Here is a 24,971-nt window from a genome sequence, read left to right as displayed (position 1 = left end):
CGCATGACTGCGCAGATGCATGTCCCGTTCCTGCTCACACGTGCGGGCGCCGTATCGGTACTGACCATCGCCGCCGTCGGCGGCACGCTCCTCGCTCCCGGCACCGCCCCCGAGGCCCACGCGATCACCAGCTACGCGAGCAAGGCACTCGAGGTCGCGGCATCGAAGAAGGGGTCGCCGTACAGATTCGGCGCCGTAGGCCCTCACCGCTTCGACTGTTCCGGGCTGACGCAGTACTCGTACAGGAAGGCCGGCAAGAAGCTGCCGCGCACCGCTCAACAGCAGTACAACCGTACGCGCCATATCTCCGCCTCCCAGCGAAAACGCGGTGACCTGGTCTTCTTCCATTCCGGCGGCTACGTCTACCACGTGGGCATCTACGCCGGCAGAGGGCGGATCTGGCATTCACCGAAGACGGGCGACGTCGTACGGCTGGCCAAGATCTGGACCAGGGGCGTCTCGTACGGCCGGGTGCGCTGACGCCCGCCTTCCGGCTGCCCGCCTTTCCGGCTCCCCGGCGGCGGCCCCGCGCCCGAGAATCGTCCGCACCCACCACGGTGCGACTAACCGGTGCCGGTCAGCGTGCCAGCGGCTGGACCAGCAGGGTCGCGCCGAGCGCGGTGAGCGCGCCGCCCGTGACTCCTTCCACGGCACGCGTGGTGCGCGGCCTGCGCAGCCACCGGCCCAGCCGGTCCACCAGGAGGGCCACCGCCGGGAACCAGATCAGCGCCAGGAGGACGACGATCGCGGCGAGCAGCAGGGTGCGCGGCAGCACCGCCGCGCCGTCGGGCACGAACTGCGGCAGCAGGCTCAGGAACAGCACCGGCGCCTTCGGGTTGAGGACGTTGGTGAGGAAGCCCTGCCGCAGGCCGCGCCCGACGCCGTGGGAGGGCGTGGCGCCGTCGGGGGCGGCGGGCCCTTCGAGCGGGCGCAGCGCGGAGCGCACGGCGCGCAGGCCCAGCCACAGCACGTAGATCCCGCCGGCGATCTGCAGCGTCCGGTAGAGCACGGGCACCGCCACCAGCACCGCGGCGAGTCCCGCCACGGCCAGCGCGGTGTGCACCAGCAACCCGCCCGCCACACCGACCGCGCAGGCGACGCCCGCGCGGCGCGAGGCGAGCGCACTGCGCACCACCACGGTGAAGTCGGCACCCGGCATGGCGACCATGCCCGCGGCGACACCGGTGAAAGCGATCAGCTGGGCGTCCATGCCCTTCAGCCTGCCGCCTCAGCACCTTCAGCGTGTATGGGGATTATCCTGGGTCAGCCAAAAGCAATGCTTAAGGGGTGCGATGTACGACCCGACCCGGCTGGCCGCCCTGGTCGCTGTCGCGGAGGCCGGTTCCATCACCCGCGCCGCGGCCCGCCTCGGCTACACCGCCCCGGCGCTCTCCCAGCAGCTGGCCAAGCTGGAGCGCGAGGCCGGAGCGCCTCTGCTCGTGCGCCACCACCGCGGGGCGCGGCTCACGGCCGGGGGTGAGCTGCTCGCGGAGCGGGCGCGCCGGGTGCTGGACGAGATGGACCGGGCGCGGCACGAGCTGGCCCGGCTGTCGGGGCTCGCGGGCGGCCGGCTGCGGGTGGCCACCTTCACCACGGTCGGCATCCACCTGCTGCCCCCGGTGCTGAGCGCCTTCCGGCGCGCCCATCCGGATGTGGAACTGACCGTCGCGGAGTACGAACCTCCGGACGGGGTCACGGCGGTGGCGCGCGGCGCCATGGATCTCGCGCTGACGCATGCCTACGAGCCCGCCGAGCCGGCGCCGCCCCCGCCGGGGGTGGTCGTGGAAACGCTGCTGGTCGAGGAGCTGGTGCTCATCACCGCTCCCGGGCACGCCCTGGCGGGCGGATCGGGGCGGCTGCCGGTGAGCGCACTCGCCGGGCAGCCGCTGATCAGCAGCGCTCCGGCGCATCCGCCGCGCAAGGGAGTGGAAGGTGCGCTGGCCGAGGCGGGGGCGACGCCCGCCGTGGTGTGCGAGTCGCCCGGTTACGCGCTGGTGTGCGCCCTGGTGACCGCGGGGATCGGGGTGGCGGTGGTGCCGGAGATGGTGGCGGCGATGTCCGCCACGCCGCTGCAGGTACGGCAGTTGGAGCCGGCGGCCTTCCGCCGGACGATCTCTGTGGCGCACCGGGGAGAGGAGTCGGGGCCGGCGGCGCAGTCGCTGCGGGCTCTCCTGCGGAGCTCGTTCGGACGGGCGGGTCAACAGGGCACTGCGGCCAGGGTGTGGTGAACCCGGGCGCGGATCAGCCCTGCACGGGTACGGTCCACGGCAGGGCGATCCACACGGTCTTGCCGCCCTCCTCGGTGGGTGTCACGGAGAGCCGCCCGCCGTACTGTGCGGTGAGACTGCGGATGATGACCATCCCCCGGCCGTTGTCCTGACGGACGGCGGCGGGCAGCCGGCGCGGCCAGCGCGGGTGGCTGTCGGTGACGCCGATGCACAGTCGCTCGTCCCGTTCGAGGCGCACGTCGACGGTGAAGGTGGGCGACTGGCCGAAGGTGTGCTGCACCGCGTTGGTCGCCAGTTCGGAGACGATCAGCCGCAGGGTGTCGACGGCGTCGGTGCCGTCCGGCAGACCCCATCCGCAGACGACATCGGTGACATATCTCCGGGCGGCGGAGACCGATGCCGGTTCGCTGGGCAGAGTGACGGATGCTTCTTGATGGTCTGCCATGGCGACGCTGTCCCTTTCCCACCGGGCCGGGATCCGACTCGTAGCGGATGACACGCGAGGACGGCCACGGATTGCGCTTCGGCGTCAGACTGCCACTTGTCGTCAGGCCGGTGCGGCAATCCACCAAGATACGTGCATACCTGTCGCTCAAAGCGGTGAAGTCTGCGACGAGAGACCGTATTTGGGGACGGACCGCACTCTCCGGACCGGCTGTTCTCAGCCCCGCGGCGCGCAGGCGATGATCGTCGCGACGGCCGTGTCGACCTGCCGGGCGGTCAGATCGGCGCGGGCGGTGAGCCGGATGCGCGAGATGCCGTCCGGCACCGACGGAGGCCGGAAGCAGCCCACGACCAGACCTGCCGTCCGGCAGTCCGCCGCCCAGCGCAGCGCCGCCTCCGGGGAGGGCGCCTGCACGGACACGACGGCCGCGTCCGGCCGCGCGGCGGTCAGTCCCGCGTCCGTGAGCCGCCGGTGCAGCTCGGCCGCTACCTCCCGTGCCCGGCCGGCGAGCTCCGGTTCGCGGCGCAGCACCCCGAGGGCGGCGAGCGCGCCGCCCGCCGCGGCCGGTGCGAGTCCGGTGTCGAAGATGAAGGTCCTGGCCGTGTTGACCAGGTGCTCGATCACCCGCGCCGGGCCCAGGACCGCGCCGCCCTGGCTGCCGAGGGACTTGGAGAGGGTGAGGGTGGCGACGACTCCGGTCGCGCCGGCCAGTCCGGCGGCGTCGAGCGCGCCCCGGCCGCCGTCGCCGAGGACGCCGAGGCCGTGGGCGTCGTCGACGAGCAGGGCCGCGCCGTGTTCGCGACAGGCTGCCGCGAGGGCGGGCAGCGGCGCGGCGTCGCCGTCGACGGAGAACACCGAGTCGCTGACGACGAGGGCGCGGCGGTCCGGGTGGGCGCCGAGGGTCTTGCGTACGGCGTCGGGGTCGGCGTGCGGGACGACCGCGGTCTCGGCGCGTGCGAGCCGGCAGCCGTCGACGATGGAGGCGTGGTTGCCCGCGTCGGACACGACGAGGGCGTCGCGTCCGCCGAGGGCGGTGACGGCGGCGAGGTTGGCCGCGTAGCCGGAGGACAGGACGAGGGCAGCCTCGAAACCGCAGAACGCGGCGAGTTCGCGTTCCAGCTCGGCGTGGAGCGCGGTGGTGCCGGTGACCAGGCGGGAGCCGGTGGCGCCCGCGCCCCAGCGTCGGGCGGCGTCGGCGGCCCCGGCGGTGACCTCGGGCCGGCGGGTCAGTCCCAGGTAGTCGTTGCTCGCCAGGTCGAGCAGGGGCGAGTCGGCGGTGCGCGGCCGGAGCGTGCGGACGAGTCCCGCGCGCTCGCGGTGGCGCGCCTCGTCGTCGATCCAGTCGAAAGGATCCTGAGTGGCCTGCGGCATGAGGGGTCCGGTCCTTTTGTAGGCAGCGCACAGACCTTAACCGCGTGCGGGCGGGGTGCGGATGTGGCCATGCACACACCTCAATCCGCCGCTGTTGTGGGGTTCCTCCTTGGCCCGGGCGGCTGCCGTGGGTAAGGATCAGCGCCATGGACCTGCTGAACACGCTGGTGGAGAAGGGGCTGCGGCGCGAGCTGCCGACCCGTGAAGAAGCGCTCGCCGTACTGGCGACCTCCGACGACGATCTGCTCGATGTGGTGGCCGCGGCCGGCAAAGTGCGCCGCCAGTGGTTCGGACGGCGGGTGAAGCTCAACTATCTGGTCAACCTGAAGTCCGGCCTGTGCCCCGAGGACTGCTCGTACTGCTCGCAGCGGCTCGGGTCGAAGGCGGAGATCCTCAAGTACACCTGGCTGAAGCCGGACGAGGCGTCCCGGGCCGCGGCCGCCGGCGTCGCGGGCGGCGCCAAGCGGGTCTGCCTGGTGGCGAGCGGGCGCGGCCCGACGGACCGGGACGTCGACCGGGTGTCGAAGACGATCGAGGCGATCAAGGAGGAGAACGAGGGCGTCGAGGTGTGCGCGTGTCTCGGTCTGCTCTCCGACGGCCAGGCCGAACGGCTCCGCGAGGCGGGCGCCGACGCGTACAACCACAACCTGAACACGTCCGAGGGGACGTACGGGGACATCACGACCACGCACACCTACGCGGACCGCGTGGACACGGTGAACAAGGCGCACGCCGCGGGCCTGTCCGCGTGCTCCGGCCTGATCGCCGGCATGGGCGAGAGCGACGAGGACCTGGTGGACGTGGTCTTCGCCCTGCGCGAGCTGGACCCGGACTCGGTGCCGGTGAACTTCCTGATCCCCTTCGAGGGCACCCCGCTCGCCAAGGAGTGGAACCTGACCCCGCAGCGGGCCCTGCGCATCCTGGCGATGGTGCGCTTCGTCTGCCCCGACGTCGAGGTGCGGCTCGCGGGCGGGCGCGAGGTCCATCTGCGCACGCTGCAGCCGCTCGCGCTGCACCTGGCCAACTCCATCTTCCTCGGCGACTACCTGACCAGCGAGGGCCAGGCGGGCAAGGCCGACCTGGAGATGATCGCCGACGCCGGCTTCGAGGTGGAGGGCACCGACACGACGACCCTGCCCGAGCACCGCGGGGCGGTCGGCGGCTGCGGTTCGGTGTGCGGCGACGGCGAGGGCTCGGGCGGCTGTCACGACGCGTCCGCTGCGGCGGAGGCGGAGGCCGCTCCGTCGGAGGCCCCCGCGGCCCGTACGGACCTGGTCGCCGTGCGCCGCCGCGGCGCCGGGACGGACCTCGCGCCCAATGCGTGAGTTCACGCCCGGCGAGCTGCGTGCCCTGGACCGCGCCCACGTCTGGCACCCGTACGGTCCGATGCCCGGCCGGGAGGAGCCGCTGGTCGTCGAGTCCGCGGCCGGGGTGCGGCTCAGGCTGGCCGAAGAGATCCACGGGCAGCGCGAGTTGATCGACGGCATGTCGTCGTGGTGGTCGGCCGTGCACGGCTACAACCACCCCGTCCTCAACGAGGCGGCGACGGCGCAGCTGGGCCGCATGAGCCATGTGATGTTCGGCGGGCTCACACACGAGCCCGCCGTACGTCTGGCGGCCCGGCTGGTGGAGATCACGCCGGAGCCCCTGCGGCATGTCTTCCTGTCCGACTCGGGCTCGGTGTCGGTCGAGGTCGCGGTGAAGATGTGCCTGCAGTACTGGCGCTCGGTGGGCCGCCCGGCCAAGCAGCGGCTGCTGACCTGGCGCGGCGGCTACCACGGCGACACGTGGCAGCCGATGTCGGTGTGCGACCCCGAGGGCGGCATGCACGGCCTGTGGCAGGGCGTGCTGCCGCGGCAGCTCTTCGCGCCCGCCCCGCCGGCCGACTACGACGAGGTGTACGCGGACGGGCTGCGCGAGCTGATCGGGCGGCACGCGGACGAGCTGGCCGCGGTGATCGTGGAGCCGGTGGTGCAGGGCGCGGGCGGCATGCGCTTCCACTCCCCCGCGTACCTGCGGGTGCTGCGCGAGGCGTGTGACGAGCACGGCGTGCTGCTGGTCTTCGACGAGATCGCGACCGGCTTCGGCCGCACGGGCGCGCTGTTCGCGGCCGGTCACGCCGGGGTGGCCCCGGACGTGATGTGCCTGGGCAAGGCGCTGACCGGCGGCTACCTGTCGCTGGCTGCGACGCTGTGCACCTCCCGGGTGGCGGACGGGATCTCGCGGGGTGAGGTCCCCGTGCTCGCCCACGGCCCGACGTTCATGGGCAACCCGCTCGCCTCGGCGGTGGCGTGCGCGTCGATCGACCTGCTGCTCGGCCAGGACTGGCAGCGGGAGGTGGAGCGCCTGGAGACCGGCCTGCGGGCCGGTCTGGCCGAGGCCGCCGCCCTGCCGGGCGTGAAGGACGTCCGGGTGCTCGGCGGTATCGGTGTCGTACAGCTGGACCACGCGGTGGACATGGCCTCGGCGACGGCGGCCGCCGTGCGGGAGGGCGTGTGGCTGCGCCCGTTCCGGGACCTCGTGTACACGATGCCGCCGTACGTGACGGGTGACGAGGACCTGGCGCGGGTGTGCCGCGCGGTCCGGGCGGCGGCGGCAGCGGGCTGACGCCAGGGCCGCGGCGGGCATGCGGCGCCAGGAGGAGACGAGCGAGACAGGACAGGGAAGCACCATGCCAGTGATCGTCGTGACCGGGACGGGAACCGAGATCGGGAAGACCGTCGTGACGGCGGCCGTCGCCGCGCTCGCCGTGGCCGAGGGCCGGTCGGTCGCCGTGGTCAAGCCGGCGCAGACCGGGGTCGGGCCGCACGAAGCGGGCGACGTCGACGAGGTCCGGCGGCTCGCCGGGCCGGTCACGGGCGTCGAACTGGGCCGGTTCCCCGAGCCCTTGGCGCCCGCGACGGCCGCCCGGCGGGCCGGGCTCGCCCCCGTCACGCCCGACGCGGTGGCCGAGGAGGCCGGGAAGCTCGCCGCGGAGCACGACCTCGTGCTCATCGAGGGGGCGGGCGGCCTCCTCGTACGGTTCGACGACGCGGGCGCGACACTCGCCGACGTGGCGGGTCTGCTGGGCGCTCCCGTGCTGGTCGTCGTGCCCGCCGGCCTGGGCACTCTCAACACGACCGCGCTGACCGCCGAAGCCCTGCGCGCCCGTGGGCTCGACCAGCTGGGCGTGGTGGTCGGCAGCTGGCCCGGCCGGCCCGACCTCGCGGCTCGCTGCAACCTCGCTGACCTGCCGGAGGCGGCGGGCGCTCCGCTGCTGGGGGCGGTCCCGGAGGGCGCCGGGGCGCTCGCGCCCGCGGCGTTCCGGGAGCGGGCCGGGCAGTGGCTGGCCCCGCGACTCGGCGGCGGCTGGGACGCGGAGGCGTTCGGCTCGGCCGTAGGCTGAGGTCCATGCGCGCACGGATCGACGAGATCGTCTTCGACTGTCACGACCCCGCCCGCCTCGTCCGGTTCTGGGCGGCGCTCCTCGGCGGCGAGCCGGTGGACCGCAGCGAGGACTGGTCGTACGTCGATCCGCCGGAGTTCGCCCGCGTGGCGTTCCAGCTGGTGCCCGAGGGCAAGAAGGCGAAGAACCGGCTCCATCTGGACCTGTACGCGGGCGATGTGGACGCCGCCGCCGACGAGGCGGTGCGGCTGGGCGCGGAGCGCGTCGGCGCCGTCGTCCCCGACGCCCACGGCCGCTTCCAGGTCCTGCGGGACCCCGAGGGCAACGAATTCTGCTTCGTGGCGGGCAACGACGGCTGAGCGGAGCCTTATCGGGGGAGAATGGCCCTGACCGGTCCGCCCCGTCCGAGGAGGTCCGCGATGCCCCCGCGCAGTACGAAGGCGCCCCGGGACGCCATCCACCATCCGGTCTTCGCCCGTTTCTACGCGCGCATGAGCGTATCGGCGGATGTGAAGGGCGGCATCGCCGCCTACCGCGCAGAGCTCCTGTCGGGCCTGTCCGGCCGCGTCATCGAGATCGGCGCGGGCAACGGTCTCAACTTCGCCCACTATCCGGCGGCCGTCTCCGAGGTCGTCGCTCTCGAACCGGAGCGCACCCTGCGGAAGTTGGCCGTCGAGGCGGGACTGCGCGCCGGAGTCCCGGTGGACGTCGTGCCGGGTGCGGCGGAGGCACTGCCGGTGAAGAGCGAGGCGTTCGACGCGGCGGTGGCCTCCCTCGTGCTGTGCACCGTACGAGACCTGCCGCGGGCGCTCTCGGAGATCCGGCGGGTGCTGCGGCCGGGCGGGGAGCTGCGGTTCTTCGAGCACGGCCTGGCCCGCAGCCCGGGCCTGGCGCGGACGCAGCGCGCGCTGGACCTCACGGTGTGGCCCCGTCTGTTCGGCGGCTGCCACACGGCCAGGGACACGCTCGCCGCGATCGAGGCGGCGGGCTTCGAGCTCGGGACGCACCGCAGGTTCAACGTGCCGGACGGCCGGCTGCGGCTGCCGACCTCACCCTGCGTTCTGGGGGTGGCGCGCCGCCCGTTCACGTCCTAGACGAGAGCGTCGTGGGGTGGGGGCCGAGATTCGCGGGCCGGCCCCGGGAAACGGTCACTCGCTCCACTGGCGCAGTTCGTCCGCGACAGCGCGTACGTCCGCCTCGCCCTCCTTGACCAGGCGGGCCAGGTCCCGCACCTGCTCGGGCGAGGTGACCACCTTGAGTCCGCTGGCGACGAGGTAGCCGTAGGCGACGGCGGAGGCGAACATCGCGTTGGAGTGCTCCAACGCGGGCACGTGCAGCAGCAGTTGGAGCAGGGCCGCGGCGCGGGCGTGCGGATCGGCGTAGACGGGCGTGCCGAATATCTCCGCGTCGTGACGGCTGACGGCGGCGACGAGCGCGCCCCAGTCGGTGACCTGGGGGTCGCCGGGGGTCTTGTGCTCGGCGACCATGAGCAGCCAGGCGAGATCGATCGTCGGGTTCAACGCTTCTCGCCGAACTCCTCGGCGAAGACCGACTCGTACTGCTTCATGAAATCGGCCGCAGCGTCCACGAAGGCGCGGCCCACCTCGCCTGCGTCCTGCCTGACGAGCTCCTCGATGTAGCGGTTCACGCTCATCCCGCGCTGGAGCGCCCGCTGGCGGGCGGCCTCCGCGGTGGCCTCGTCCACGCGTACGTTCAATTGAGTCTTCGCCACGTCTTCACGCTAGCGCGCGGGCGCTAGCACGGCAAGGCCTCCCCCGGGAGCGGCTTCCGCGGCCCGTCCCGGGTGCCGGAAGTCGCTGGCGTGGGGTGCGGCGGGCGTGCTTGGCTCCCTGCATGACCGACCTGCGCATACGTACCGCCTCCGTCGACGACGCCGCGTCCGTGCTGGCCTTCTGGGAGGAGGCGGCGGAGGGCACGAGCATCACGGACGACGTGGACGGCGTCACCCGGCTCATCGCCCGCGACCCCGAGGCCCTCATCCTGGCCGAGGCCGACGGGCTGCTGGTCGGCTCCGTGATCGCCGGGTACGACGGCTGGCGCTGCTCGCTGTACCGCCTCGCCGTTCTTCCCTCGCACCGGCGCCGCGGCATCGCGGCGGCCCTGCTGGACGCGGCCGAGAAGCGGTTCGTCGCGGCGGGCGGGCGGCGCGGGGACGCGATGGTGCTGGAGGCGAACGAGCGGGCCCACCGGGCGTGGGCCTCCGCCGGCTACCACCGCGAGGACCACTGGCGCCGCTGGGTCAAGCCGTTCGTCTGAGCGCGGCGCCCGTGGGCACCCGGTCCACCGGGGCGCGCGGTCCGGCCGGTCGCGCCGTCCGCCGCTCCGGCGGCTTTGCCGGTCCTTTACCATGAGTGGACCATCCACTCCCCGTACGAAAGGTGTGAGCGTCCGCCCATGGGCGAGCCTCCCAGTAGCCGACATCGCGCATTCCACCTCCCCTGTCCGACCATGGGACGGAGGTGACCCGATGACCGAAGTGCTTCTGCTCGCCGTGGCCGTGCTGCTCTCGCTCGCCTGTGGCGCCTTCGTCGCGGCGGAGTTCTCCCTCACGACGGTCGAGCGCAGCGAGCTCGAACGGGCGGCCGAGCGCGGCGAACGGGGCGCCGCAGGCGCCCTCAAGGCCGTGCGGAGCCTCACGTTCCAGCTCTCCGGCGCCCAGCTCGGCATCACCGTCACGAACCTGGTCGTCGGCATGCTCGCCGAGCCGTCCGTCGCCACGCTCATCCGCGGTCCGGTCGAGGCGCTCGGCGTGTCGCAATCCGTCGCGTCGTCCGCGGCGCTGGTCATCGGCACCGCGTTGTCCACGGTGGTGCTGATGGTCGTCGGCGAGCTGGTCCCCAAGAACTGGGCGATCTCCTCTCCGCTGGCCGTCGCGAAGGTGGTGGCCACACCGCAGCGGATCTTCACCGCCGCGTTCCGGCCGCTGATCGCCCACCTCAACAACACCGCCAACCGCATCGTGACCCGCCTCGGCATGGAGCCGACGGAGGAGCTCGCGTCCGCACGCAGCCCCAAGGAACTCGTGGCCCTGGCCCGGCACTCCGCCAAGGCGGGCGCGCTGGAGGCGGACACCGCCGAGCTGTTCGTGCGCTCGCTGAACCTGGCGGAGCTGACCGCGGAGAACGTCATGACGCCGCGCGTGCAGGTCATGGCTCTCGACGCGTCCGCCACCGCCGAGGACGTCGCCAACGCCACGCGCGCGACCGGCCTGTCCCGCTTCCCCGTCTACCGGGGCAGCCTGGACACCGTCGTCGGCATCGCGCACATCAAGGACATCCTGACGGTCCCGGCGGAGCTCCGGGCCCGTCACTCGATCTCGGACCTGCTGCGTGAGCCGGTGCTGGTGCCCGAGACGCTGACCGTGGACCGGCTGCTGGACCAGTTGACGGGCAAGTCCACGATGGCCGTCGTCATCGACGAGTACGGCGGCACGGCAGGCGTGGTGACGATGGAGGACATCGTCGAGGAGGTCGTCGGCGAGGTGCGCGACGAGCACGACCCGCACGAGACGCCCGACCTGGCGCGGGCCGGTGAGGACGCGGACGGCCGCAGGCTGTGGTCCGCGGACGGCGCCGCCCGTACCGACCAGCTGGAGACCATAGGGCTGCGGGTCCCCGACGGCCCCTACGAGACCCTCGCCGGTCTCATCGCCACCGAACTGGGCCGCATCCCCGCCAAGGGCGACCGGATCGATCTCGGGGGATGGCAGATGGACGTGGTCGACGCCACCGGGCGCCGCGCCGCGCGCGTGCTGATGCACGCACCGCTCGACGCCGCCGAAGGCGATGTGGCCGAGGAGGCCGGACGATGATCGCGATCCAGCTCTTCATCGGTCTGCTGACCCTGGTGCTCAACGCCTTCTTCGTCGGTGCCGAGTTCGCGCTGATCTCGGTGCGGCGCAGCCAGATCGAGCCGGAGGCGCAGGCCGGGAACCGGCGGGCGCGCAGCGTGCTGTGGGGTCTGGAGCACGTCTCGGCGCTGATGGCGGCGGCCCAGCTGGGCATCACGCTGTGCACCCTGGTACTCGGCATCGTCGCCGAGCCGGCCATCGCCCATCTGCTGGAACCGGTCTTCGACGCGGTGGGCGTGCCGCACGGCGCCGTCCACCCGATCTCGTTCGTGATCGCGCTGGCGCTCGCGACGTATCTGCACATGCTGCTCGGCGAAATGGTGCCGAAGAACATCGCACTGTCGGAGCCCGTGCGCAGCGCGCTGCTGTTCGGGCCTCCGCTGGTCGCGCTGGCACGGGCGCTGCGCCCGGTGATCTTCACCGTGAACGCCCTCGCGAACGGGCTGCTCAAGCTGCTCAGGGTCGAGACGAGGAACGAGGTGTCCGCCACGTTCTCGGACGACGAGCTGGCGAGCCTCGTGCAGGACTCGGGCGAGGCGGGCCTGCTCGACGACCGCTCGGCGGAACGGCTGCGGGACGCGCTGGAGCTCGGACGCCGGCCGGTGCGGGATGTGGTGATGCCGATCGAGCAGGTCGTGTACGCGAAGGACGGGACGACGCCGGAGCAGCTGGAGCAGCTGTCGGTGGAGTCGGGGTACTCCCGCTTCCCGGTCGTGGACGCGGGACGTCGCATCCTCGGCTATCTCCATGTGAAGGACGCGCTGGACGCCGCTCCGCGTGACGTGCCGTTCCCGGTGGGCGCGATGCGCCCGATCGCCCGGGTGCGGGCCACGACGCCGCTGGACGACGTGCTCACCGCGATGCGCCGCAGCCGCACCCACCTGGCGGCCGTCCTCGACGAGCAGGGCAGGCCGGAGGGGCTGGTGACGATGGAGGACATCCTGCGCGAGCTGGTGGGCCGTCCCGCCTGACGCGCGACGTCCGCGGGCGGTCCCGGGGCCGGGAGAGCACGATGCCTCCCGGCCCCGGTCCGTGCGGGATCCGCTCGCGGAGCGGCGTCGCTCAGAACGCCGTCGCGGCGAGCCAGGACGCCAGCACGGACGCGTCTCCCGTGACCGTGAAGCGCGGATCGTCCGCCGAGCGGCGGCCGTACGTCAGGAGCAGCAGGTCACCGGCCCGGCCCTCGACGCGCGCCGACGGCTCGGCCGTCGCGGACTTCGACCAGCGGAAACCCGCCTCGCCGAACCCGGCCGTCCAGGACGCTCCGGTGTCCGTCGCCGTCAGGACGACGGAGCCGTTCGCGAGGCGTGACACCGGTTCGGCGAGCCACGAGAAGTACGGCAGGTTCTCCAGGAACTCCTCGATCCCGTCCGCCGCCGTGCCCGGATCGACGCTCGGCTCGCGCCCCAGCGACAGCTCCGCGTCGGCGAGGTGGACCAGCGCCTCGAACAGCAGCCGGCGCGGGAAGTAGGCCACTCGCCGGTCCGCCCCGTTGGACCACATCGGGGTGTCCGGGTCGACCTTGCGCAGCATGCCGAGCACGCTGTCCGCGCCGCGGGCGAGCCAGTCCGGAAAGGCGGCCGGGTCGTCGGGCAGGTCGAGGGGGATCTCGCGCGACCGGACGCGCTCGCAGGCCCGGGTCCGTACCAGGTGCTCCATCCAGCGGTGCGTGGTGCCGTGGTGGCGTACGAGGTCGGCGAAGGTCCAGCCCGGGCAGGTGGTCACCGGCGCGGCCGGATCCGCCTCCCGTACGGTCGCCACGAAGCGCCGCTCGATGTGCTCGATGGCGTCGCAGTACAGCTCGTGCTGGTCGTCGTCGAGGCCGAAGCCGTCGGGTATGCGCAGCAGCTCGTCGCGCCGGGCACCTTCGGGGTACCTGCGGGCGGTGCGCCGGAAGAGCCGGGCGAGCTCGCGCCGGTCGGCGGGCGGGAGCCGGTCGAGCAGGGATCCCGTGGTCTCCAGCCACTTCACCGCGGTGTCCGGGTCGAGTACGTCGTCGTCACAGGTGTCGATCGAGATCACCACATCGGCCAGCGCTTCGGCCAGCGCGTTGAGCAGTGCGTCGCTCACGAATGCTCCCCTCCCGGTACGGAACCGACGGACCTTACCGCGCGGTAGGATCGCTCCGCCATGGAGACGCATGCCAATTACACGAGCTTTGTCGCGGTGGGTGATTCGTTCACCGAGGGGATGTCGGACCTGCTCCCCGACGGCTCCTACCGCGGGTGGGCCGATCTGCTGGCGGCGCGCCTGGCGGCCCGTACGCCGGGCTTCCGCTACGCGAACCTCGCCGTGCGCGGGAAGCTGATCGGCCAGATCGTCTCCGAGCAGGTCGACGTGGCGGCCGCGATGGAGGCCGATGTGGTCACCCTCGTCGGCGGGCTCAACGACACCCTGCGCCCCAAGTGCGACATGGCCAGGGTGCGCGGTCTGCTGGAGGAGGCGGTGGAGCGGCTCGCCCCCTCGTGCGGGACGCTGATCCTGATGCGCAGCCCGGGCCGCAACGGCCCCGTGATGGAACGGTTCCGCCCGCGCATGGAGGAGCTGTTCGCCCACGTCGACGCGCTGGCGGCGCGGCACGGCGCGCTGGTGGTCGACGTCTACGGCTCGCCGGTGCTGGGCGACCAGCGGATGTGGGACGTGGACCGGCTGCACCTGACGGCCGAGGGACACGCTCGCGTCGCCGAGGCCGTGTGGCAGACGCTGGGCCTGGACGCCGAGACCGACTGGCAGGCGCTGCTGCCCCCGCCGGCGCGGGCGGGCTGGGCGGCGCGCAGGGCGGCCGACCTGCGCTTCGCGCGCGAGCACCTGGGTCCGTGGATCGCGCGGCGGCTGACGGGCCGCTCGTCGGGTGACGGCCGGCCGGCGAAGCGGCCCGAACTCCTGCCGTACGAGCCGCCGGCGACGCAGGACCTGGTCCTGCGGCCGGACCGTGTCGCCGGTTCGTAGCAAGGTACAACCGGGACCGTGGCGCTGGCCTGCAGAAACCGCCAGTAGAATCTGGTCACGTGACTGCTGTGTCTGCGAAGCCTCGCATCCCCAATGTCCTGGCCGGCCGCTACGCCTCCACGGAGCTCGCCGTCCTCTGGTCCCCCGAGCAGAAGGTCAAGCTGGAGCGTCAGCTCTGGCTCGCGGTGCTGCGCGCCCAGAAGGACCTGGGAATCGACGTGCCGGACGCGGCGATCGCCGACTACGAGCGCGTGCTCGACCAGGTCGACCTGGCCTCCATCGCCGAGCGCGAGAAGGTCACGCGCCACGATGTGAAGGCCCGCATCGAGGAGTTCAACGCCCTCGCGGGGCACGAGCACGTCCACAAGGGCATGACCTCGCGCGACCTCACCGAGAACGTCGAGCAGCTGCAGATCCGGCTGTCCCTGGAGCTGATGCGCGACCGCACCGTGGCGGTGCTCGCGCGGCTGGGCAAGCTGTCCGGCGAGTACGCGGAGCTGGTCATGGCGGGCCGCTCGCACAACGTGGCCGCGCAGGCCACGACGCTCGGCAAGCGGTTCGCGACGGCCGCCGACGAGCTGCTGGTCGCCTACAGCCGGCTCGAGGACCTCCTCGGCCGCTACCCGCTGCGCGGGATCAAGGGCCCGGTCGGCACCGCACAGGACATGCTCGACCTGCTGGGCGGCGACGCCGGCAAGCTGGCCGAGCTGGAGCAGCGCATCGCGGCCCACCTCGGCTTCGCGCACGCCTTCACCTCCGTGGGCCAGGTCTACCCGCGCTCGCTGGACTACGACGTCGTCTCGGCGCTGGTGCAGCTCGCGGCGGCCCCGTCCTCCGTGGCCAAGACGATCCGTCTGATGGCCGGTCACGAGCTGGTGACCGAGGGCTTCAAGCCGGGCCAGGTCGGTTCGTCCGCCATGCCGCACAAGATGAACACCCGCTCCTGCGAGCGCGTCAACGGCCTCATGGTGATCCTGCGCGGCTACGCCTCGATGACCGGTGAGCTCGCCGGCGACCAGTGGAACGAGGGCGACGTGTCCTGCTCCGTGGTCCGCCGCGTGGCGCTGCCGGACGCGTTCTTCGCGTTCGACGGCCTGGTCGAGACGTTCCTGACGGTGCTCGACGAGTTCGGCGCGTTCCCGGCCGTGGTCGCCCGCGAGCTGGACCGCTACCTGCCCTTCCTCGCCACGACCAAGGTGCTGATGGGCGCGGTACGCGCCGGTGTCGGCCGCGAGGTCGCGCACGAGGCCATCAAGGAGAACGCGGTGGCGTCCGCGCTCGCGATGCGCGAGCAGGGCGCGGAGCGCAACGAGCTGCTCGACAAGCTGGCCGCCGACGAGCGCATCCCGCTGGACCGGGCGCAGCTGGACGAGCTGATGGCGGACAAGCTGTCGTTCACCGGCGCGGCCGCCGACCAGGTGGCCGTTCTCGTCTCCCGCATCGAGGAGATCGCCAAGCAGCACCCCGAGGCCGCAGGGTACGCCCCGGGAGCGATCCTCTGACCCGGCTCGGACCGGCGGAGCTGGAGGCCGCCCGCGACCGGCTCGTGCCGGATGTCGTCGCGGACGGCCTCCGCGTGCTGTTCTGCGGGATCAACCCCGGGCTCATGACGGCCGCCACGGGCCACCATTTCGCCCGTCCCGGCAACCGGTTCTGGCCCGTGCTGCACCTGTCGGGCTTCACGCCACGGCTGCTGAAGCCGTCGGAGCAGCACGAGCTGCCGGCGCTCGGGCTGGGGATCACGAACGTGGTGGCGCGGGCCACGGCACGCGCCGACGAGCTGAGTGCGCAGGAGTACCGCGAGGGCGGACGGATCCTCACCGCGAAGGTGGAGCGGCTGCGGCCGAGCTGGCTCGCGGTGGTCGGCGTGACCGCGTACCGCACGGCCTTCGGCGAACGCGGGGCCGCGATCGGACCGCAGGAGCGGACGATCGGGGACACCCGGATCTGGGTGCTGCCCAATCCGAGCGGGCTGAACGCCCACTGGACGGCGCAGACCATGGCGGCGGCGTACGGGGAGCTGCGGGAGGCCGCCGAGGCGGCCGACGCTCCTGCCTGAGCGGGCCGCCCGGAACTGCCTCAGGGAGGGTCCGTCTCCGTGACGACCGCGAGCAGTTCCCACCGGTGCTCGTCCGCGCGCGCGACGCCGACGGCTATCCAGTGGCCGTCCACCCGCCACAGATGGAGGTCGTCCGCGACCTGGCCGAGCTCCTCCCACGGGTCCGGAACCTCCTCCCCCGCGATGCTCCTCACCGAGACCGACCACAGGCTGACCCGCTGCGGCTGCCCCCAGCGGGTGCTGAGCGCGTCGGCCAGCGCCTCGCACTCCGCGCGGCACTGCTCGGCCGCCTCCTCCTGCCGCACGCCGCACTCCTGCCCGTCCGCCCCCGCCGGGGGGAGGCGGGCGAGGTGGTAGCCGGGGCCACTGTCGCCGAGCTCCGACCGGCCGCGCACGGCCGGGAACGCCCGGCCCCGCAGCAGGTCGATCGCAGCGAGGTGCTGTGCAGTGGTCATGACGCCAGTAAAGCGGCCCCGACTGACAATTGGCACACCGTCAGGCGGCGTTCGGCCACGGCGTGCCGAGCCCTGCGCCCGGGCGACCCACGAGCCGCGCCCGAGGCGGACGGCCGACGCCCTCCGGGGCGTGCGCGCGGCGAGCGGCGGCAGCGAGTACGATCCCGCAGACACGCGCTCGAGCTGGAAGGACACACAGTGGGGCGGCTGACCGGCGGAGACCCGTCGCTGCTGCGGCGGATCAACTCCGCAGTGGTACTCCATTCCCTGCGCGGCGCCGACTCCTCCACGCTCACGGACCTGACCCGGATCACCGGACTGTCCAGGCCGACGGTCGAGGGCGTGGTCGAGGGGCTGGTCGAGGCCGGTCTGGTCGTCGAGAGCGTTCCCGAGGAGGGCGAGGCTCGCCGGCAGGGGCGCCCGGCCCGCCGTTTCCGGTTCCGCGCCGAGGCCGGTCATCTGCTGGGCATCGAGATCGGGGCGCACCGGGTCGCGGTGCTGATGTCGGGTCTCGACGGGCGCATCATCGGCGCCGGCTCCCGGGACGTGTCGGAGACGGCGTCGGCGGACGACAGGCTGGAGAAGGTGCGCACGGTCGTCGCGGACGTGCTCCGCAGGACCGGTGTGGCGCGCAGCAGTCTGCGGGCGGTGGGCGTGGGCTCGCCGGGGATCGTGGAGACCGACGGCACGGTGCGGCTGTCGACGGCGCTGCCCGGCTGGACGGGGCTGCCGCTCGGGGACCGGCTGCGCCGGTCCTTCCGCTGTCCGGTGCTGGTGGAGAACGACGCCAACGCGGCCGCGGTCGCCGAGCACTGGAAGGGCGCGGCCACGGAATCGGACGACATCGTGTTCGTCCTGGCCGGGCTGAGCCCGGGTGCCGGATCGCTGATCGGCGGGAGGCTGCACCGGGGCTACGGCGGCGCGGCGGGCGAGATCGGGGCGCTGCACCTGCTGGGCCGCGAGGTGACCCCGGAGAGACTGCTGTCGACGACGGACGAGCCGCTGCATCCGCTGGACGAACAGGCGGTCGCCGACGTGTTCTCGCTCGCGAAGAGCGGGGACGAGCGGGCGCGGGCCGCTGTCGACCGCTTCAACCAGCGCCTCGTGCACGACGTCGCCGCGCTGGTGCTGGCGCTCGATCCGGAGCTGGTGGTGATCGGCGGCTGGGCGGCCGGGCTCGACGGCGTACTGGAGCCGCTGCGCGACGAGTTGTCCCGTTACTGTCTGCGGCCGCCGCGGGTGACCCTGTCGCTGCTGGGCGAGGCCGCGGTGGCGACGGGTGCGCTGCGGCTGGCGCTCGACCACGTGGAGGAGCAGTTGTTCGCCGTGGAGGGCACGGTGACGGCCCGCCGTTGAGGACCGGCGGGTCCGGGACCGGGCGGTGCGACGCCTGCACACCCGGCCGCGGGCAACGGCCCCCCGCCGAGCGGGGCGCTCGGCGACGGGCCGCGGGAGAAGGCGGTGGACCCTCCGTCAGGAGGCGCGGCGCTCCTCGGCCCCGTGGCTGATCTCCAGGTCCCCGTAGGCGCCGAAGGTGAGCCGGCAGGTGTCGGCCCGGTAGGTCGCGACGGACACGGCGGCGGTGCGGCCTTCGGAGAAGTAGCGCGTGGTGACGACCAGGACGGGGGCGCCGGGCAGCCGGTCCAGCTCCTTGGCGTCGACGGCGCCGGCGGAGCCCAGCTCCACCGCGCGGTCCTGGCCCTCCAGGTCGAGGCGGGCCAGGTCGCGCAGGACGCCGCGGGCGAGCGCGGGACCGGAAGGGGCGTCGATGGCCGGCAGGTCGGGCACGGAGGAGGCCGGCACGTAGAGGAGCTCCGTGGCGACGGGCTGACCGTGGTCGGCGCGCACGCGGCGCACCACGTGCGTCTCCTCGTCACCGTCGAGGTCCAGCAGGCGCGCGACGGACGCGGGCGGTACCGCGGAGCCGCACTCGGTGGCCTGCCATGCCTCGGTGGCGCCGGCGCCCGGCCAGTCGTGCGGCGACGGCGAGACGTCGACGCCCCTGCGGGGCGGCGCGACGGTGGTGCCGACGCCGCGGCGGCGCTGGAGGCGGCCTTCGAGCTCGAGTTGTTCGAGCGCCTGCCGGAGCGTGGCGCGGGCGACTCCGAAACGGGCGGCGAGATCACGCTCGTTGGGCAGGATCTCGCCCACCGAGAAGTCCGAGTCGAGCGCTTCGCCGATCACGGTCTTGAGGTGCCAGTACTTAGGTTCCGGCACCGTGTCCAGCTGCGTGGTCCCCACCCTGATCCTCCGCAATCGCCGTGTCCCGGCGGCTTTCCGCGCCCTTGTTTATTAAAGGTTCCTGCACTATCCCTGCGACCATAGGACGGGTCCCACTCTTGGTCAAGACCAATGCTGCGGCGGTCACGCAGGGGAACCGTGTCGCTTCGCAGAGCGTTCACAGGGTGTTCGTACCGAGGCGTCGCGGGGCAGCACAAGACCCCGCATCCGCAAGCGGACGCGGGTCCGACGTGGGGCGCAGGCGGTTTCAGGCGGTGCCGGCGACGGCCAGCGAGGCGAGCTTGTCCGGGTTTCTAACGATATAGACGCAGCTGATGCGCCCGTCGAGGACTTCCATCTGGAAGACGCTGTCCGGCCGCCCGCCCGACAGGATCAGCAGCGCGGGTGCGCCGTTGAGTTCGACGAAGCGGACCTCCATCTCCTCGAGCGGCTGCCGGGACACCGCGAAGAGGAAGCGGCCCACCTTGTCGGCGGTGCGCATGACCCGCAGCGGCGCCTTGGACTTGCCGCCGCTGTCGCCGACCAGAGTCACGTCGGGGGCGAGCAGGGCGAGCAGTCCGGACAGGTCGCCTCCGGCCGCCGCAGCGAGGAACCGTTCGGTCAGTGCACGGCATTCGCCGGGGTCGACGTCGTAGCGGCGCCTGCGCTCGTCGACGTGCTTGCGGGCGCGGCCGGCGAGCTGACGCACGGCCGCCTCGGTCTTCTCCAGGGTGGCGGCGATCTCCGCGTACGGGAAGCCGAAGGCCTCCCGGAGCACGAACACCGCGCGTTCCAGCGGCGAGAGGGATTCGAGGACCACGAGCACGGCCAGCGAGACGGAGTCGGCGAGGACGGCCTGCTCGGCGGTGTCGGGGACCGACGGGCCGAAGTCGGTGACGATCGGCTCGGGCAGCCAGGGCCCCACGTAGGACTCACGGCGCGACTGGAGGTGCCGCAGCCGGTCGATGGCGAGGCGGGTCGTGATGCGTACGAGGAAACCGCGCGGCTCGCGCACGTCGTCACGGGCGTCCGCGGACCAGCGCAGCCACGCCTCCTGGACCACGTCCTCTGCGTCGGCGACGCGCCCGAGCATGCGGTAGGCCACGCCGGTCAGGACGGGCCGGTGTTCTTCGAAGACGTCGGTCACGGTGTCGGTTGCCACGATCCCATCCCAGCCGACGCGACCCCGGGTGTCCAGGAGGTATCAGTGCGGCACGGGGCACATCGGCAGGCGTCTGCGCCACGGTTCTTGAACTGTCGGCTACCGAGCGGTAATTATTACTGACAAGCCGTCTACATCCTTCGGGTGCTCAGGGAGTTGGCTACATGGCCGAAGAGATCGCGTTCGCCGTCCAGGCCGCCGACGGCAGCCGCACCCTGACCCTGCACTACGAGCGCAGGGGCGCCGGCGAACCGCTGCTGCTGCTCCACGGCATCGGCCACCACTGGCAGGCATGGGAGCCCGTGATGGACATCCTCGCCACGGAACGGGACGTCGTCGCCGTGGACCTGCCCGGCTTCGGCGCCTCGGCCGCACTGCCGGACGGGCTGCCGTACAGCCTCGGTACGGTCGGCGCCGCGCTGGGCGCGTTCTGCGAGGCCGTCGGCATCGAGCGCCCCCACGCCGCGGGCAACTCGCTGGGCGGGCTGCTCGCCCTGGAACTCGGCCGCGAGAAGCTCGTGCGGTCGGTCACCGCGCTGTCCCCCGGCGGCTTCTGGTCGGAGCGCGAGCGGATCTACGCCTTCGGGCTGCTGCGCGCGATGCGGGTGGGCGCCACCTCGATGCCCGGGCCGGTGATCGAGCGGCTGTCCCGCTCCGCCGTGGGCCGCACGGCGCTCGTGAGCACCATCTACGCCCGGCCCGCCCGCCGTTCGCCCGAGGCCGCCGTCGCCGAGACGTACGCCCTGCGCAGGGCCACCGGCTTCCACCGGACCCTCGCGGCCGGCCGGGACGTGCTGTTCACCGACGACATCCGCGACATTCCCGTCACCATCGGCTGGGGCACCAAGGACCGGCTCCTGCTCCGCCGCCAGGGGCTGCGTGCCAAGCACGTGATCCCCGGCGCACGGCTCGTACGGCTGCCGGGCTGCGGCCACGTGCCGATGAGCGACGACCCGGCGCTCGTCGCCCGCGTCCTGCTGGACGGCAGCCGCTGACGCCTCCCGCGTGCCCGGGGCCACGGGGACACGGGGGCCGGGCGGGCCGTGACACAACGAGCGCATCCGGCTGTTCATTTGGGGTTCTTGTCCCCGCCGCGGCCGGGCATTAGGCATGGCGGCACACCGTCCGGACCCCGTATGGAGGCGCAGCGATGTCCCAGAGCCCCCGGAGATTCACCCCCGCCCGCCGTTCCGTCCTGCGCGGAACGGGCGCCGCCTCGGCGGCGCTGGCCCTGCCGGCCGCGGGATCGGCCCCCGCCCTGGCGCTGTCGGGCCGGCCGCGCGCGGCGTGGGGGGTGCAGACCGGTGACGTGACGACGACGTCGGGACTCGTCTGGGTGCGTTCCGACCGGCCCGCCCGCATGATCGTGGAGACGTCGGCGACGGAGTCCTTCCGCCGGCCGCGCACCTGGCACGGTCCGCTGCTGGGGCCGGACACCGACTTCACCGGGACGACCGCGCTGCACGGGCTGCCGCCCGGCGAGCAGGTCCACTACCGCGTCACGCTCGTCGACCCGGACGACCCCCGCCGCACCGGCGAGACGGTCCAGGGCGCCTTCCGCACCGCACCCGCGCGGCGCCGGCAGGGCGTGCGGTTCCTGTGGTCGGGCGACATCGCCGGGCAGGGCTGGGGCATCAACCCGGACATCGGCGGCTACCGCGCGTACGAGGAGATGCGCCGTCTCGACCCGGACTTCTTCCTGTGCAGCGGTGACACCGTCTACGCGGACGGGCCGCTCGTGCCGAGCGTGACCCTGCCGGACGGGCGGGTGTGGCGCAACCTCGTGACCGAGGAGAAGTCCAAGGTCGCCGAGACGCTGGACGAGTACCGCGGCAACTTCCGCTACAACCTGCTCGACGAGAACGTGCGGCGGTTCAACGCGCAGGTCCCGACGATCGTGCAGTGGGACGACCACGAGGTGCGCAACAACTGGTACCCGGGCCAGATCCTCGAGGACGCGCGGTACACGGAGAAGAACGTCGACGTGCTCGCGCGGCGCTCGATGCGGGCGTTCGCCGAGTACTTCCCCGTCGGCACGCTCTCCGCGCGCGGGAGCGAGGGCCGCATCCACCGGGTGGTGCACCACGGGCCCCTGCTGGACGTGTTCGTCCTCGACATGCGCAGCTTCCGCAACGCCAACTCGCCGGGCCGGCAGGCCGACGACACCCAGGGCATCCTCGGCGCGGAGCAGCTCGCCTGGCTCAAGCGCGAACTGTCCCGGTCGCGCGCGGTGTGGAAGGTGATCGCCTCCGACATGCCGCTCGGCCTGATCGTGCCGGACGGCTCGGCGAACTTCGAGGCCGTGGCGCAGGGCGACCCGGGGGCGCCGCTCGGACGCGAACTGCAGATCGCCGACCTGCTGCGGTACGTCAAGCACCGCCGCATCACCGGCACGGTGTGGCTGACCGCCGACGTGCACTACACGTCGGCCCAGCACTACGCGCCCGAGCGTGCGGTGTTCAAGGACTTCGCGCCGTTCTGGGAGTTCGTCTCGGGCCCGCTCGCCGCGGGCGGCTTCCCGGCGAACGCGCTCGACGCCACGTTCGGCCCCGACCGCGTCTTCGTGCGTGCCCCGCAGCGGGCGAACGTGTCGCCGATGGAGTCACCGCAGTACTTCGGCGAGGTGGACATCGACGGTGACAGCGGCGAGTTGACGGTACGGCTGCGCGCCGAGGGCGGAACGGTCCTGTTCACCAAGACGCTCCAGCCGGGGCGCGTGGGGCAGTAGCCGCGGGCGTCGGGGCACCGGCTGTCCGCGCCTCGTGGTGCACCGGACCGGCGCGGGCGCCGCAACGGTGCCGGCCTCGCCCTGGTGCCGGACGTGGCCGTCGGCCGTGCTCTTCCGCTCCCGGAAGGCACGGCCGACGGTCGTTCACGGGGCACGGCAGCCCGGGGGCGACCTCGGGCTGCGGCCGGGAGCACGGTCGCCACAGGACCACATGGTTGACAGAGGGTCAGCGAATCCGGTGAACGCCGAATGTCGGCCTGCCGCCACCGCCGCGAACCTGCTAGCTGTGAGCGCGGTAGCGAAATGTACACGCTACGACAAATTGTCCGGAACACCGCGTTGCTCTCCGGTCTCTATGCCCTCACGAAAGGTCTGGGATGCCCAAAATCTTCCCTGTGGCCCTCCTCGCGCTCACTCTTGCCGCCGCACCGCTGGCCCCGGCGGTGGCCAAGGCGCCTCCGCAGTCCGACCAGGTTCCCGGCCGTTACATCGTGACCCTCAAGGACACAGCCGCTGCCGACGCTGCCGGCGTGGAAGCGGCCGTGAACGCGGCTGTCGAGCAGGCCGCCACCCTGGGTGCCGATGTGCAGCACGTGTACCGCTACGCCCTCCAGGGCTACTCCGCGTCCATGAGCCCGAGCGTCGCGGCCACCCTCGCCGACGACCCGCGAGTGCGCTCGGTGGAGCCCGACCGGCGGGTACAGGCCACCGCTCAGTCCGTCCCGACCGGTGTGGACCGGGTAGAGGCCGACAAGAGCCCCACGGCGGCCATCGACGGTGTCGACACCCGGGTGAACGCCGACGTCGCCGTCATCGACACCGGGATCAACCCGAACCACCCCGACCTCAACGTGCACCGGGCCGGCGGCAAGAACTGCTGGCTGCCCGTCCTGCCCCCCTCCGACTGGCACGGTCACGGCACGCATGTCGCCGGAACCATCGGTGCCCTGGACAACGGCACCGGGGTGGTCGGTACGGCGCCGGGCGTCCGGCTCTGGCCGGTGCAGGTGCTCGACCCCCTGGGCAGCGGCACCACCTCGGCGGTCGTCTGTGGCATCGACTACGTCACCCAGCACGCCGACGAGATCGAGGTCGCCAACATGAGCCTGGGCGGCGCGGGAACCGACGACGGCAACTGCGGCAAGAGCAACAACGACGCCATGCACCAGGCGATCTGCAACTCCGTCGCCAAGGGCGTCACCTACACCGTAGCGGCCGGCAACAACCACGCCGACGCCAAGAACATGATCCCCGCCGCGTACGACGAAGTGATCACCGTCAGCGCCCTGGCCGACTTCGACGGCAAGCCGGGGCGTCTCGGCCGGCCGACGTGCCTCAGCGACCAGGACGACACCTTCGCCGACTTCTCCAACTACGGCTCCGACGTCGACCTGATCGCGCCCGGCGTGTGCATCCGCTCCACCTCCAACACCGGCGGCTACACCACGCTGTCCGGCACCTCGATGGCCGCGCCCCACGTCGCGGGCGGCGCAGCGCTGTACCGGGCCACCCACCCCGGCGCACTGCCGCAGAGCGTCAAGACGGCTCTGCAGGCCGCCGGCAGCCTCGACTGGACCTGGCCCTCGCAGGACGGCGACGGCACCAAGGAGCGTCTGCTCGGACTCACGTCCTTCTGACGGCGGTCACCTGCCCCATGGCGTGGGCGCGCACCGGTGCGGGTGCGCGCCCACGCCATGGGTGCTTCTGCGACTACGGGTTCGGGGTGCCACGTGGCCTCCGGACCGCCGACAGCGTGGGCCGGGACGGCGCTGGTGCGGAGGGAACGGTGAAGCTCAACCGCCTTGCGGACCCGGCCCGTACGGCTGCGGCGACCGGGGCGTTCAGGACGGTGTGGGGGCTGCTTTCGGCCGCGCTGCCCGCCCTGCCGGCCGTCGCGCCCGCTCCGCGCGGTCTGGGCGAGATACTGGAGGTGGCCGCCGACTGTTCAGCGCTGCGGTCCGGACACGGCGTCGCGGGCCGCGGGCTCCGGCCTGGTCGCGGGACTGACGGAGCAGGCGGGACGGGGCGGTTCGTCCCGGCTCGTGGTCCAGGCGTCACGGTTGCTGGCCGCACTGCGTCAGGGAAGCGAACATCGCAC

The 24,971-nt window shown here is 72.9% G+C and carries 26 protein-coding genes; 17 read left to right on the top strand and 9 right to left on the bottom strand.

The window, feature by feature from the left end; genetic code table 11:
- Window positions 1-3 precede the first annotated feature (3 nt).
- Window positions 4-480: a C40 family peptidase gene (locus ACWD0A_RS11765; protein ID WP_451297024.1), complete on the top strand. Its 477-nt coding sequence runs from the start codon at window positions 4-6 to the stop codon at window positions 478-480.
- 97 nt (window positions 481-577) lie between these two features.
- On the opposite strand, the gene ACWD0A_RS11760 is transcribed toward ACWD0A_RS11765, so the two are convergent.
- Window positions 578-1,210: a LysE family translocator gene (locus tag ACWD0A_RS11760; protein ID WP_451297022.1), complete on the bottom strand. Its 633-nt coding sequence runs from the start codon at window positions 1,208-1,210 to the stop codon at window positions 578-580.
- 82 nt (window positions 1,211-1,292) lie between these two features.
- Here ACWD0A_RS11760 and ACWD0A_RS11755 point away from each other — a divergent pair, with 82 nt between their 5' ends.
- Window positions 1,293-2,228 (top strand): LysR family transcriptional regulator, encoded by a 936-nt coding sequence (locus tag ACWD0A_RS11755; RefSeq protein ID WP_451297020.1) that lies wholly within the window; start codon window positions 1,293-1,295, stop codon window positions 2,226-2,228.
- 13 nt (window positions 2,229-2,241) lie between these two features.
- On the opposite strand, the gene ACWD0A_RS11750 is transcribed toward ACWD0A_RS11755, so the two are convergent.
- Complete coding sequence (locus tag ACWD0A_RS11750) at window positions 2,242-2,673, bottom strand: ATP-binding protein (protein ID WP_451297018.1); 432 nt, start codon at window positions 2,671-2,673, stop codon at window positions 2,242-2,244.
- 216 nt (window positions 2,674-2,889) lie between these two features.
- Entirely contained in the window at window positions 2,890-4,044 is a 1,155-nt protein-coding gene (locus tag ACWD0A_RS11745; protein ID WP_451297016.1) for an 8-amino-7-oxononanoate synthase, read from the bottom strand.
- A gap of 146 nt (window positions 4,045-4,190) precedes the next feature.
- Between ACWD0A_RS11745 and bioB the strand changes: the two genes are divergently transcribed.
- From bioB to ACWD0A_RS11720, 5 genes are all read left to right on the top strand, one after another.
- Window positions 4,191-5,369, top strand: coding sequence for a biotin synthase BioB (gene bioB, locus ACWD0A_RS11740; protein WP_451297014.1), 1,179 nt, complete (start codon window positions 4,191-4,193; stop codon window positions 5,367-5,369).
- Complete coding sequence (locus tag ACWD0A_RS11735) at window positions 5,362-6,651, top strand: adenosylmethionine--8-amino-7-oxononanoate transaminase (RefSeq protein WP_451297012.1); 1,290 nt, start codon at window positions 5,362-5,364, stop codon at window positions 6,649-6,651. The genes bioB and ACWD0A_RS11735 overlap by 8 nt, the downstream gene beginning before the upstream one ends.
- Window positions 6,652-6,715: 64 nt before the next feature.
- A complete protein-coding gene (gene bioD, locus ACWD0A_RS11730; protein ID WP_177152988.1) occupies window positions 6,716-7,429 on the top strand; it encodes a dethiobiotin synthase in 714 nt (237 codons plus the stop codon).
- A 5-nt stretch (window positions 7,430-7,434) separates the two neighbouring features.
- Window positions 7,435-7,788, top strand: a complete 354-nt coding sequence (locus ACWD0A_RS11725; RefSeq protein WP_451297010.1) for a VOC family protein — start codon at window positions 7,435-7,437, stop codon at window positions 7,786-7,788.
- Window positions 7,789-7,848: 60 nt separating this feature from the next.
- Complete coding sequence (locus ACWD0A_RS11720) at window positions 7,849-8,523, top strand: class I SAM-dependent methyltransferase (RefSeq protein WP_451297008.1); 675 nt, start codon at window positions 7,849-7,851, stop codon at window positions 8,521-8,523.
- Window positions 8,524-8,577: 54 nt separating this feature from the next.
- On the opposite strand, the gene ACWD0A_RS11715 is transcribed toward ACWD0A_RS11720, so the two are convergent.
- Together ACWD0A_RS11715 and ACWD0A_RS11710 are read right to left on the bottom strand one after the other, a co-directional pair.
- Window positions 8,578-8,949: a fic family toxin-antitoxin system, toxin component gene (locus ACWD0A_RS11715; RefSeq protein ID WP_451297006.1), complete on the bottom strand. Its 372-nt coding sequence runs from the start codon at window positions 8,947-8,949 to the stop codon at window positions 8,578-8,580.
- Entirely contained in the window at window positions 8,946-9,161 is a 216-nt protein-coding gene (locus ACWD0A_RS11710) for an antitoxin (RefSeq protein ID WP_451297004.1), read from the bottom strand. Before ACWD0A_RS11710 ends, ACWD0A_RS11715 begins: the two co-directional genes overlap by 4 nt.
- A gap of 122 nt (window positions 9,162-9,283) precedes the next feature.
- Between ACWD0A_RS11710 and ACWD0A_RS11705 the strand changes: the two genes are divergently transcribed.
- From ACWD0A_RS11705 to ACWD0A_RS11695, 3 genes are all read left to right on the top strand, one after another.
- A complete protein-coding gene (locus tag ACWD0A_RS11705) occupies window positions 9,284-9,706 on the top strand; it encodes a GNAT family N-acetyltransferase (RefSeq protein ID WP_451297002.1) in 423 nt (140 codons plus the stop codon).
- 211 nt (window positions 9,707-9,917) lie between these two features.
- The gene (locus ACWD0A_RS11700; RefSeq protein ID WP_451297000.1) at window positions 9,918-11,261 is read left to right on the top strand and encodes a hemolysin family protein; all 1,344 of its coding nucleotides are present in this window, start codon (window positions 9,918-9,920) and stop codon (window positions 11,259-11,261) included.
- Window positions 11,258-12,271: a hemolysin family protein gene (locus tag ACWD0A_RS11695; protein WP_451296998.1), complete on the top strand. Its 1,014-nt coding sequence runs from the start codon at window positions 11,258-11,260 to the stop codon at window positions 12,269-12,271. Before ACWD0A_RS11700 ends, ACWD0A_RS11695 begins: the two co-directional genes overlap by 4 nt.
- 91 nt (window positions 12,272-12,362) lie before the next feature.
- Here ACWD0A_RS11695 and ACWD0A_RS11690 read toward each other — a convergent pair whose 3' ends face one another.
- Window positions 12,363-13,370: a maleylpyruvate isomerase family mycothiol-dependent enzyme gene (locus ACWD0A_RS11690; RefSeq protein ID WP_451296996.1), complete on the bottom strand. Its 1,008-nt coding sequence runs from the start codon at window positions 13,368-13,370 to the stop codon at window positions 12,363-12,365.
- A gap of 60 nt (window positions 13,371-13,430) precedes the next feature.
- On the opposite strand from ACWD0A_RS11690, the gene ACWD0A_RS11685 reads away from it, so the two are divergent.
- From ACWD0A_RS11685 to mug, 3 genes are read left to right on the top strand one after another with little or no spacing between them, the layout of a single operon-like run.
- Window positions 13,431-14,249 (top strand): SGNH/GDSL hydrolase family protein, encoded by an 819-nt coding sequence (locus tag ACWD0A_RS11685; RefSeq protein ID WP_451296994.1) that lies wholly within the window; start codon window positions 13,431-13,433, stop codon window positions 14,247-14,249.
- A 59-nt stretch (window positions 14,250-14,308) separates the two neighbouring features.
- Window positions 14,309-15,751, top strand: coding sequence for an adenylosuccinate lyase (purB, locus tag ACWD0A_RS11680; RefSeq protein ID WP_177152998.1), 1,443 nt, complete (start codon window positions 14,309-14,311; stop codon window positions 15,749-15,751).
- Complete coding sequence (mug, locus tag ACWD0A_RS11675) at window positions 15,748-16,308, top strand: G/U mismatch-specific DNA glycosylase (RefSeq protein WP_451297202.1); 561 nt, start codon at window positions 15,748-15,750, stop codon at window positions 16,306-16,308. Before purB ends, mug begins: the two co-directional genes overlap by 4 nt.
- Before the next feature lie 20 nt (window positions 16,309-16,328).
- On the opposite strand, the gene ACWD0A_RS11670 is transcribed toward mug, so the two are convergent.
- Window positions 16,329-16,763 carry a hypothetical protein gene (locus ACWD0A_RS11670; RefSeq protein WP_451296992.1) on the bottom strand — a complete coding sequence of 145 codons (435 nt, stop codon included), beginning with the start codon at window positions 16,761-16,763 and terminating at the stop codon, window positions 16,329-16,331.
- Between the two features lie 198 nt (window positions 16,764-16,961).
- Between ACWD0A_RS11670 and ACWD0A_RS11665 the strand changes: the two genes are divergently transcribed.
- On the top strand, window positions 16,962-18,119 hold the full coding sequence (locus ACWD0A_RS11665) for an ROK family transcriptional regulator (protein WP_451296990.1): 1,158 nt from the start codon (window positions 16,962-16,964) through the stop codon (window positions 18,117-18,119).
- 117 nt (window positions 18,120-18,236) lie between these two features.
- Here the strand turns inward: ACWD0A_RS11665 and ACWD0A_RS11660 are convergent, their stop codons facing one another.
- Both ACWD0A_RS11660 and ACWD0A_RS11655 read right to left on the bottom strand, forming a co-directional pair.
- On the bottom strand, window positions 18,237-19,004 hold the full coding sequence (locus ACWD0A_RS11660; protein ID WP_451296988.1) for a GntR family transcriptional regulator: 768 nt from the start codon (window positions 19,002-19,004) through the stop codon (window positions 18,237-18,239).
- Between the two features lie 247 nt (window positions 19,005-19,251).
- Complete coding sequence (locus tag ACWD0A_RS11655) at window positions 19,252-20,145, bottom strand: RNA polymerase sigma-70 factor (RefSeq protein ID WP_451296986.1); 894 nt, start codon at window positions 20,143-20,145, stop codon at window positions 19,252-19,254.
- A gap of 164 nt (window positions 20,146-20,309) precedes the next feature.
- On the opposite strand from ACWD0A_RS11655, the gene ACWD0A_RS11650 reads away from it, so the two are divergent.
- The 3 genes from ACWD0A_RS11650 to ACWD0A_RS11640 all read left to right on the top strand — a co-directional run bounded on the left by ACWD0A_RS11650 (window position 20,310) and on the right by ACWD0A_RS11640 (window position 24,510).
- Window positions 20,310-21,140, top strand: a complete 831-nt coding sequence (locus ACWD0A_RS11650; RefSeq protein WP_451296984.1) for an alpha/beta fold hydrolase — start codon at window positions 20,310-20,312, stop codon at window positions 21,138-21,140.
- A 155-nt stretch (window positions 21,141-21,295) separates the two neighbouring features.
- The gene (locus ACWD0A_RS11645) at window positions 21,296-22,873 is read left to right on the top strand and encodes an alkaline phosphatase D family protein (RefSeq protein WP_451296982.1); all 1,578 of its coding nucleotides are present in this window, start codon (window positions 21,296-21,298) and stop codon (window positions 22,871-22,873) included.
- Between the two features lie 377 nt (window positions 22,874-23,250).
- Window positions 23,251-24,510 carry a S8 family serine peptidase gene (locus tag ACWD0A_RS11640; RefSeq protein WP_451296980.1) on the top strand — a complete coding sequence of 420 codons (1,260 nt, stop codon included), beginning with the start codon at window positions 23,251-23,253 and terminating at the stop codon, window positions 24,508-24,510.
- Window positions 24,511-24,971 lie beyond the last annotated feature (461 nt).

This window comes from Streptomyces sp. NPDC002867, from assembly GCF_053591895.1.
The sequence above is the reverse complement of the archived record's forward strand: the minus strand, read 5'-3'. Positions and strand labels throughout refer to the sequence as shown.

Coding starts and splice junctions, on each gene's coding strand:
- ACWD0A_RS11750 (WP_451297018.1), bottom strand. CDS start 2,673: ATGGCAGACCATCAAGAAGCATCCGTCACTCTGCCCAGCGAACCGGCA.
- ACWD0A_RS11685 (WP_451296994.1), top strand. CDS start 13,431: ATGGAGACGCATGCCAATTACACGAGCTTTGTCGCGGTGGGTGATTCG.
- ACWD0A_RS11765 (WP_451297024.1), top strand. CDS start 4: ATGACTGCGCAGATGCATGTCCCGTTCCTGCTCACACGTGCGGGCGCC.
- ACWD0A_RS11645 (WP_451296982.1), top strand. CDS start 21,296: ATGTCCCAGAGCCCCCGGAGATTCACCCCCGCCCGCCGTTCCGTCCTG.
- ACWD0A_RS11640 (WP_451296980.1), top strand. CDS start 23,251: ATGCCCAAAATCTTCCCTGTGGCCCTCCTCGCGCTCACTCTTGCCGCC.
- ACWD0A_RS11735 (WP_451297012.1), top strand. CDS start 5,362: ATGCGTGAGTTCACGCCCGGCGAGCTGCGTGCCCTGGACCGCGCCCAC.
- ACWD0A_RS11760 (WP_451297022.1), bottom strand. CDS start 1,210: ATGGACGCCCAGCTGATCGCTTTCACCGGTGTCGCCGCGGGCATGGTC.
- ACWD0A_RS11755 (WP_451297020.1), top strand. CDS start 1,293: ATGTACGACCCGACCCGGCTGGCCGCCCTGGTCGCTGTCGCGGAGGCC.
- ACWD0A_RS11725 (WP_451297010.1), top strand. CDS start 7,435: ATGCGCGCACGGATCGACGAGATCGTCTTCGACTGTCACGACCCCGCC.
- ACWD0A_RS11720 (WP_451297008.1), top strand. CDS start 7,849: ATGCCCCCGCGCAGTACGAAGGCGCCCCGGGACGCCATCCACCATCCG.
- ACWD0A_RS11670 (WP_451296992.1), bottom strand. CDS start 16,763: ATGACCACTGCACAGCACCTCGCTGCGATCGACCTGCTGCGGGGCCGG.
- ACWD0A_RS11705 (WP_451297002.1), top strand. CDS start 9,284: ATGACCGACCTGCGCATACGTACCGCCTCCGTCGACGACGCCGCGTCC.
- bioB (WP_451297014.1), top strand. CDS start 4,191: ATGGACCTGCTGAACACGCTGGTGGAGAAGGGGCTGCGGCGCGAGCTG.
- ACWD0A_RS11745 (WP_451297016.1), bottom strand. CDS start 4,044: ATGCCGCAGGCCACTCAGGATCCTTTCGACTGGATCGACGACGAGGCG.
- ACWD0A_RS11650 (WP_451296984.1), top strand. CDS start 20,310: ATGGCCGAAGAGATCGCGTTCGCCGTCCAGGCCGCCGACGGCAGCCGC.
- ACWD0A_RS11700 (WP_451297000.1), top strand. CDS start 9,918: ATGACCGAAGTGCTTCTGCTCGCCGTGGCCGTGCTGCTCTCGCTCGCC.
- bioD (WP_177152988.1), top strand. CDS start 6,716: ATGCCAGTGATCGTCGTGACCGGGACGGGAACCGAGATCGGGAAGACC.
- ACWD0A_RS11695 (WP_451296998.1), top strand. CDS start 11,258: ATGATCGCGATCCAGCTCTTCATCGGTCTGCTGACCCTGGTGCTCAAC.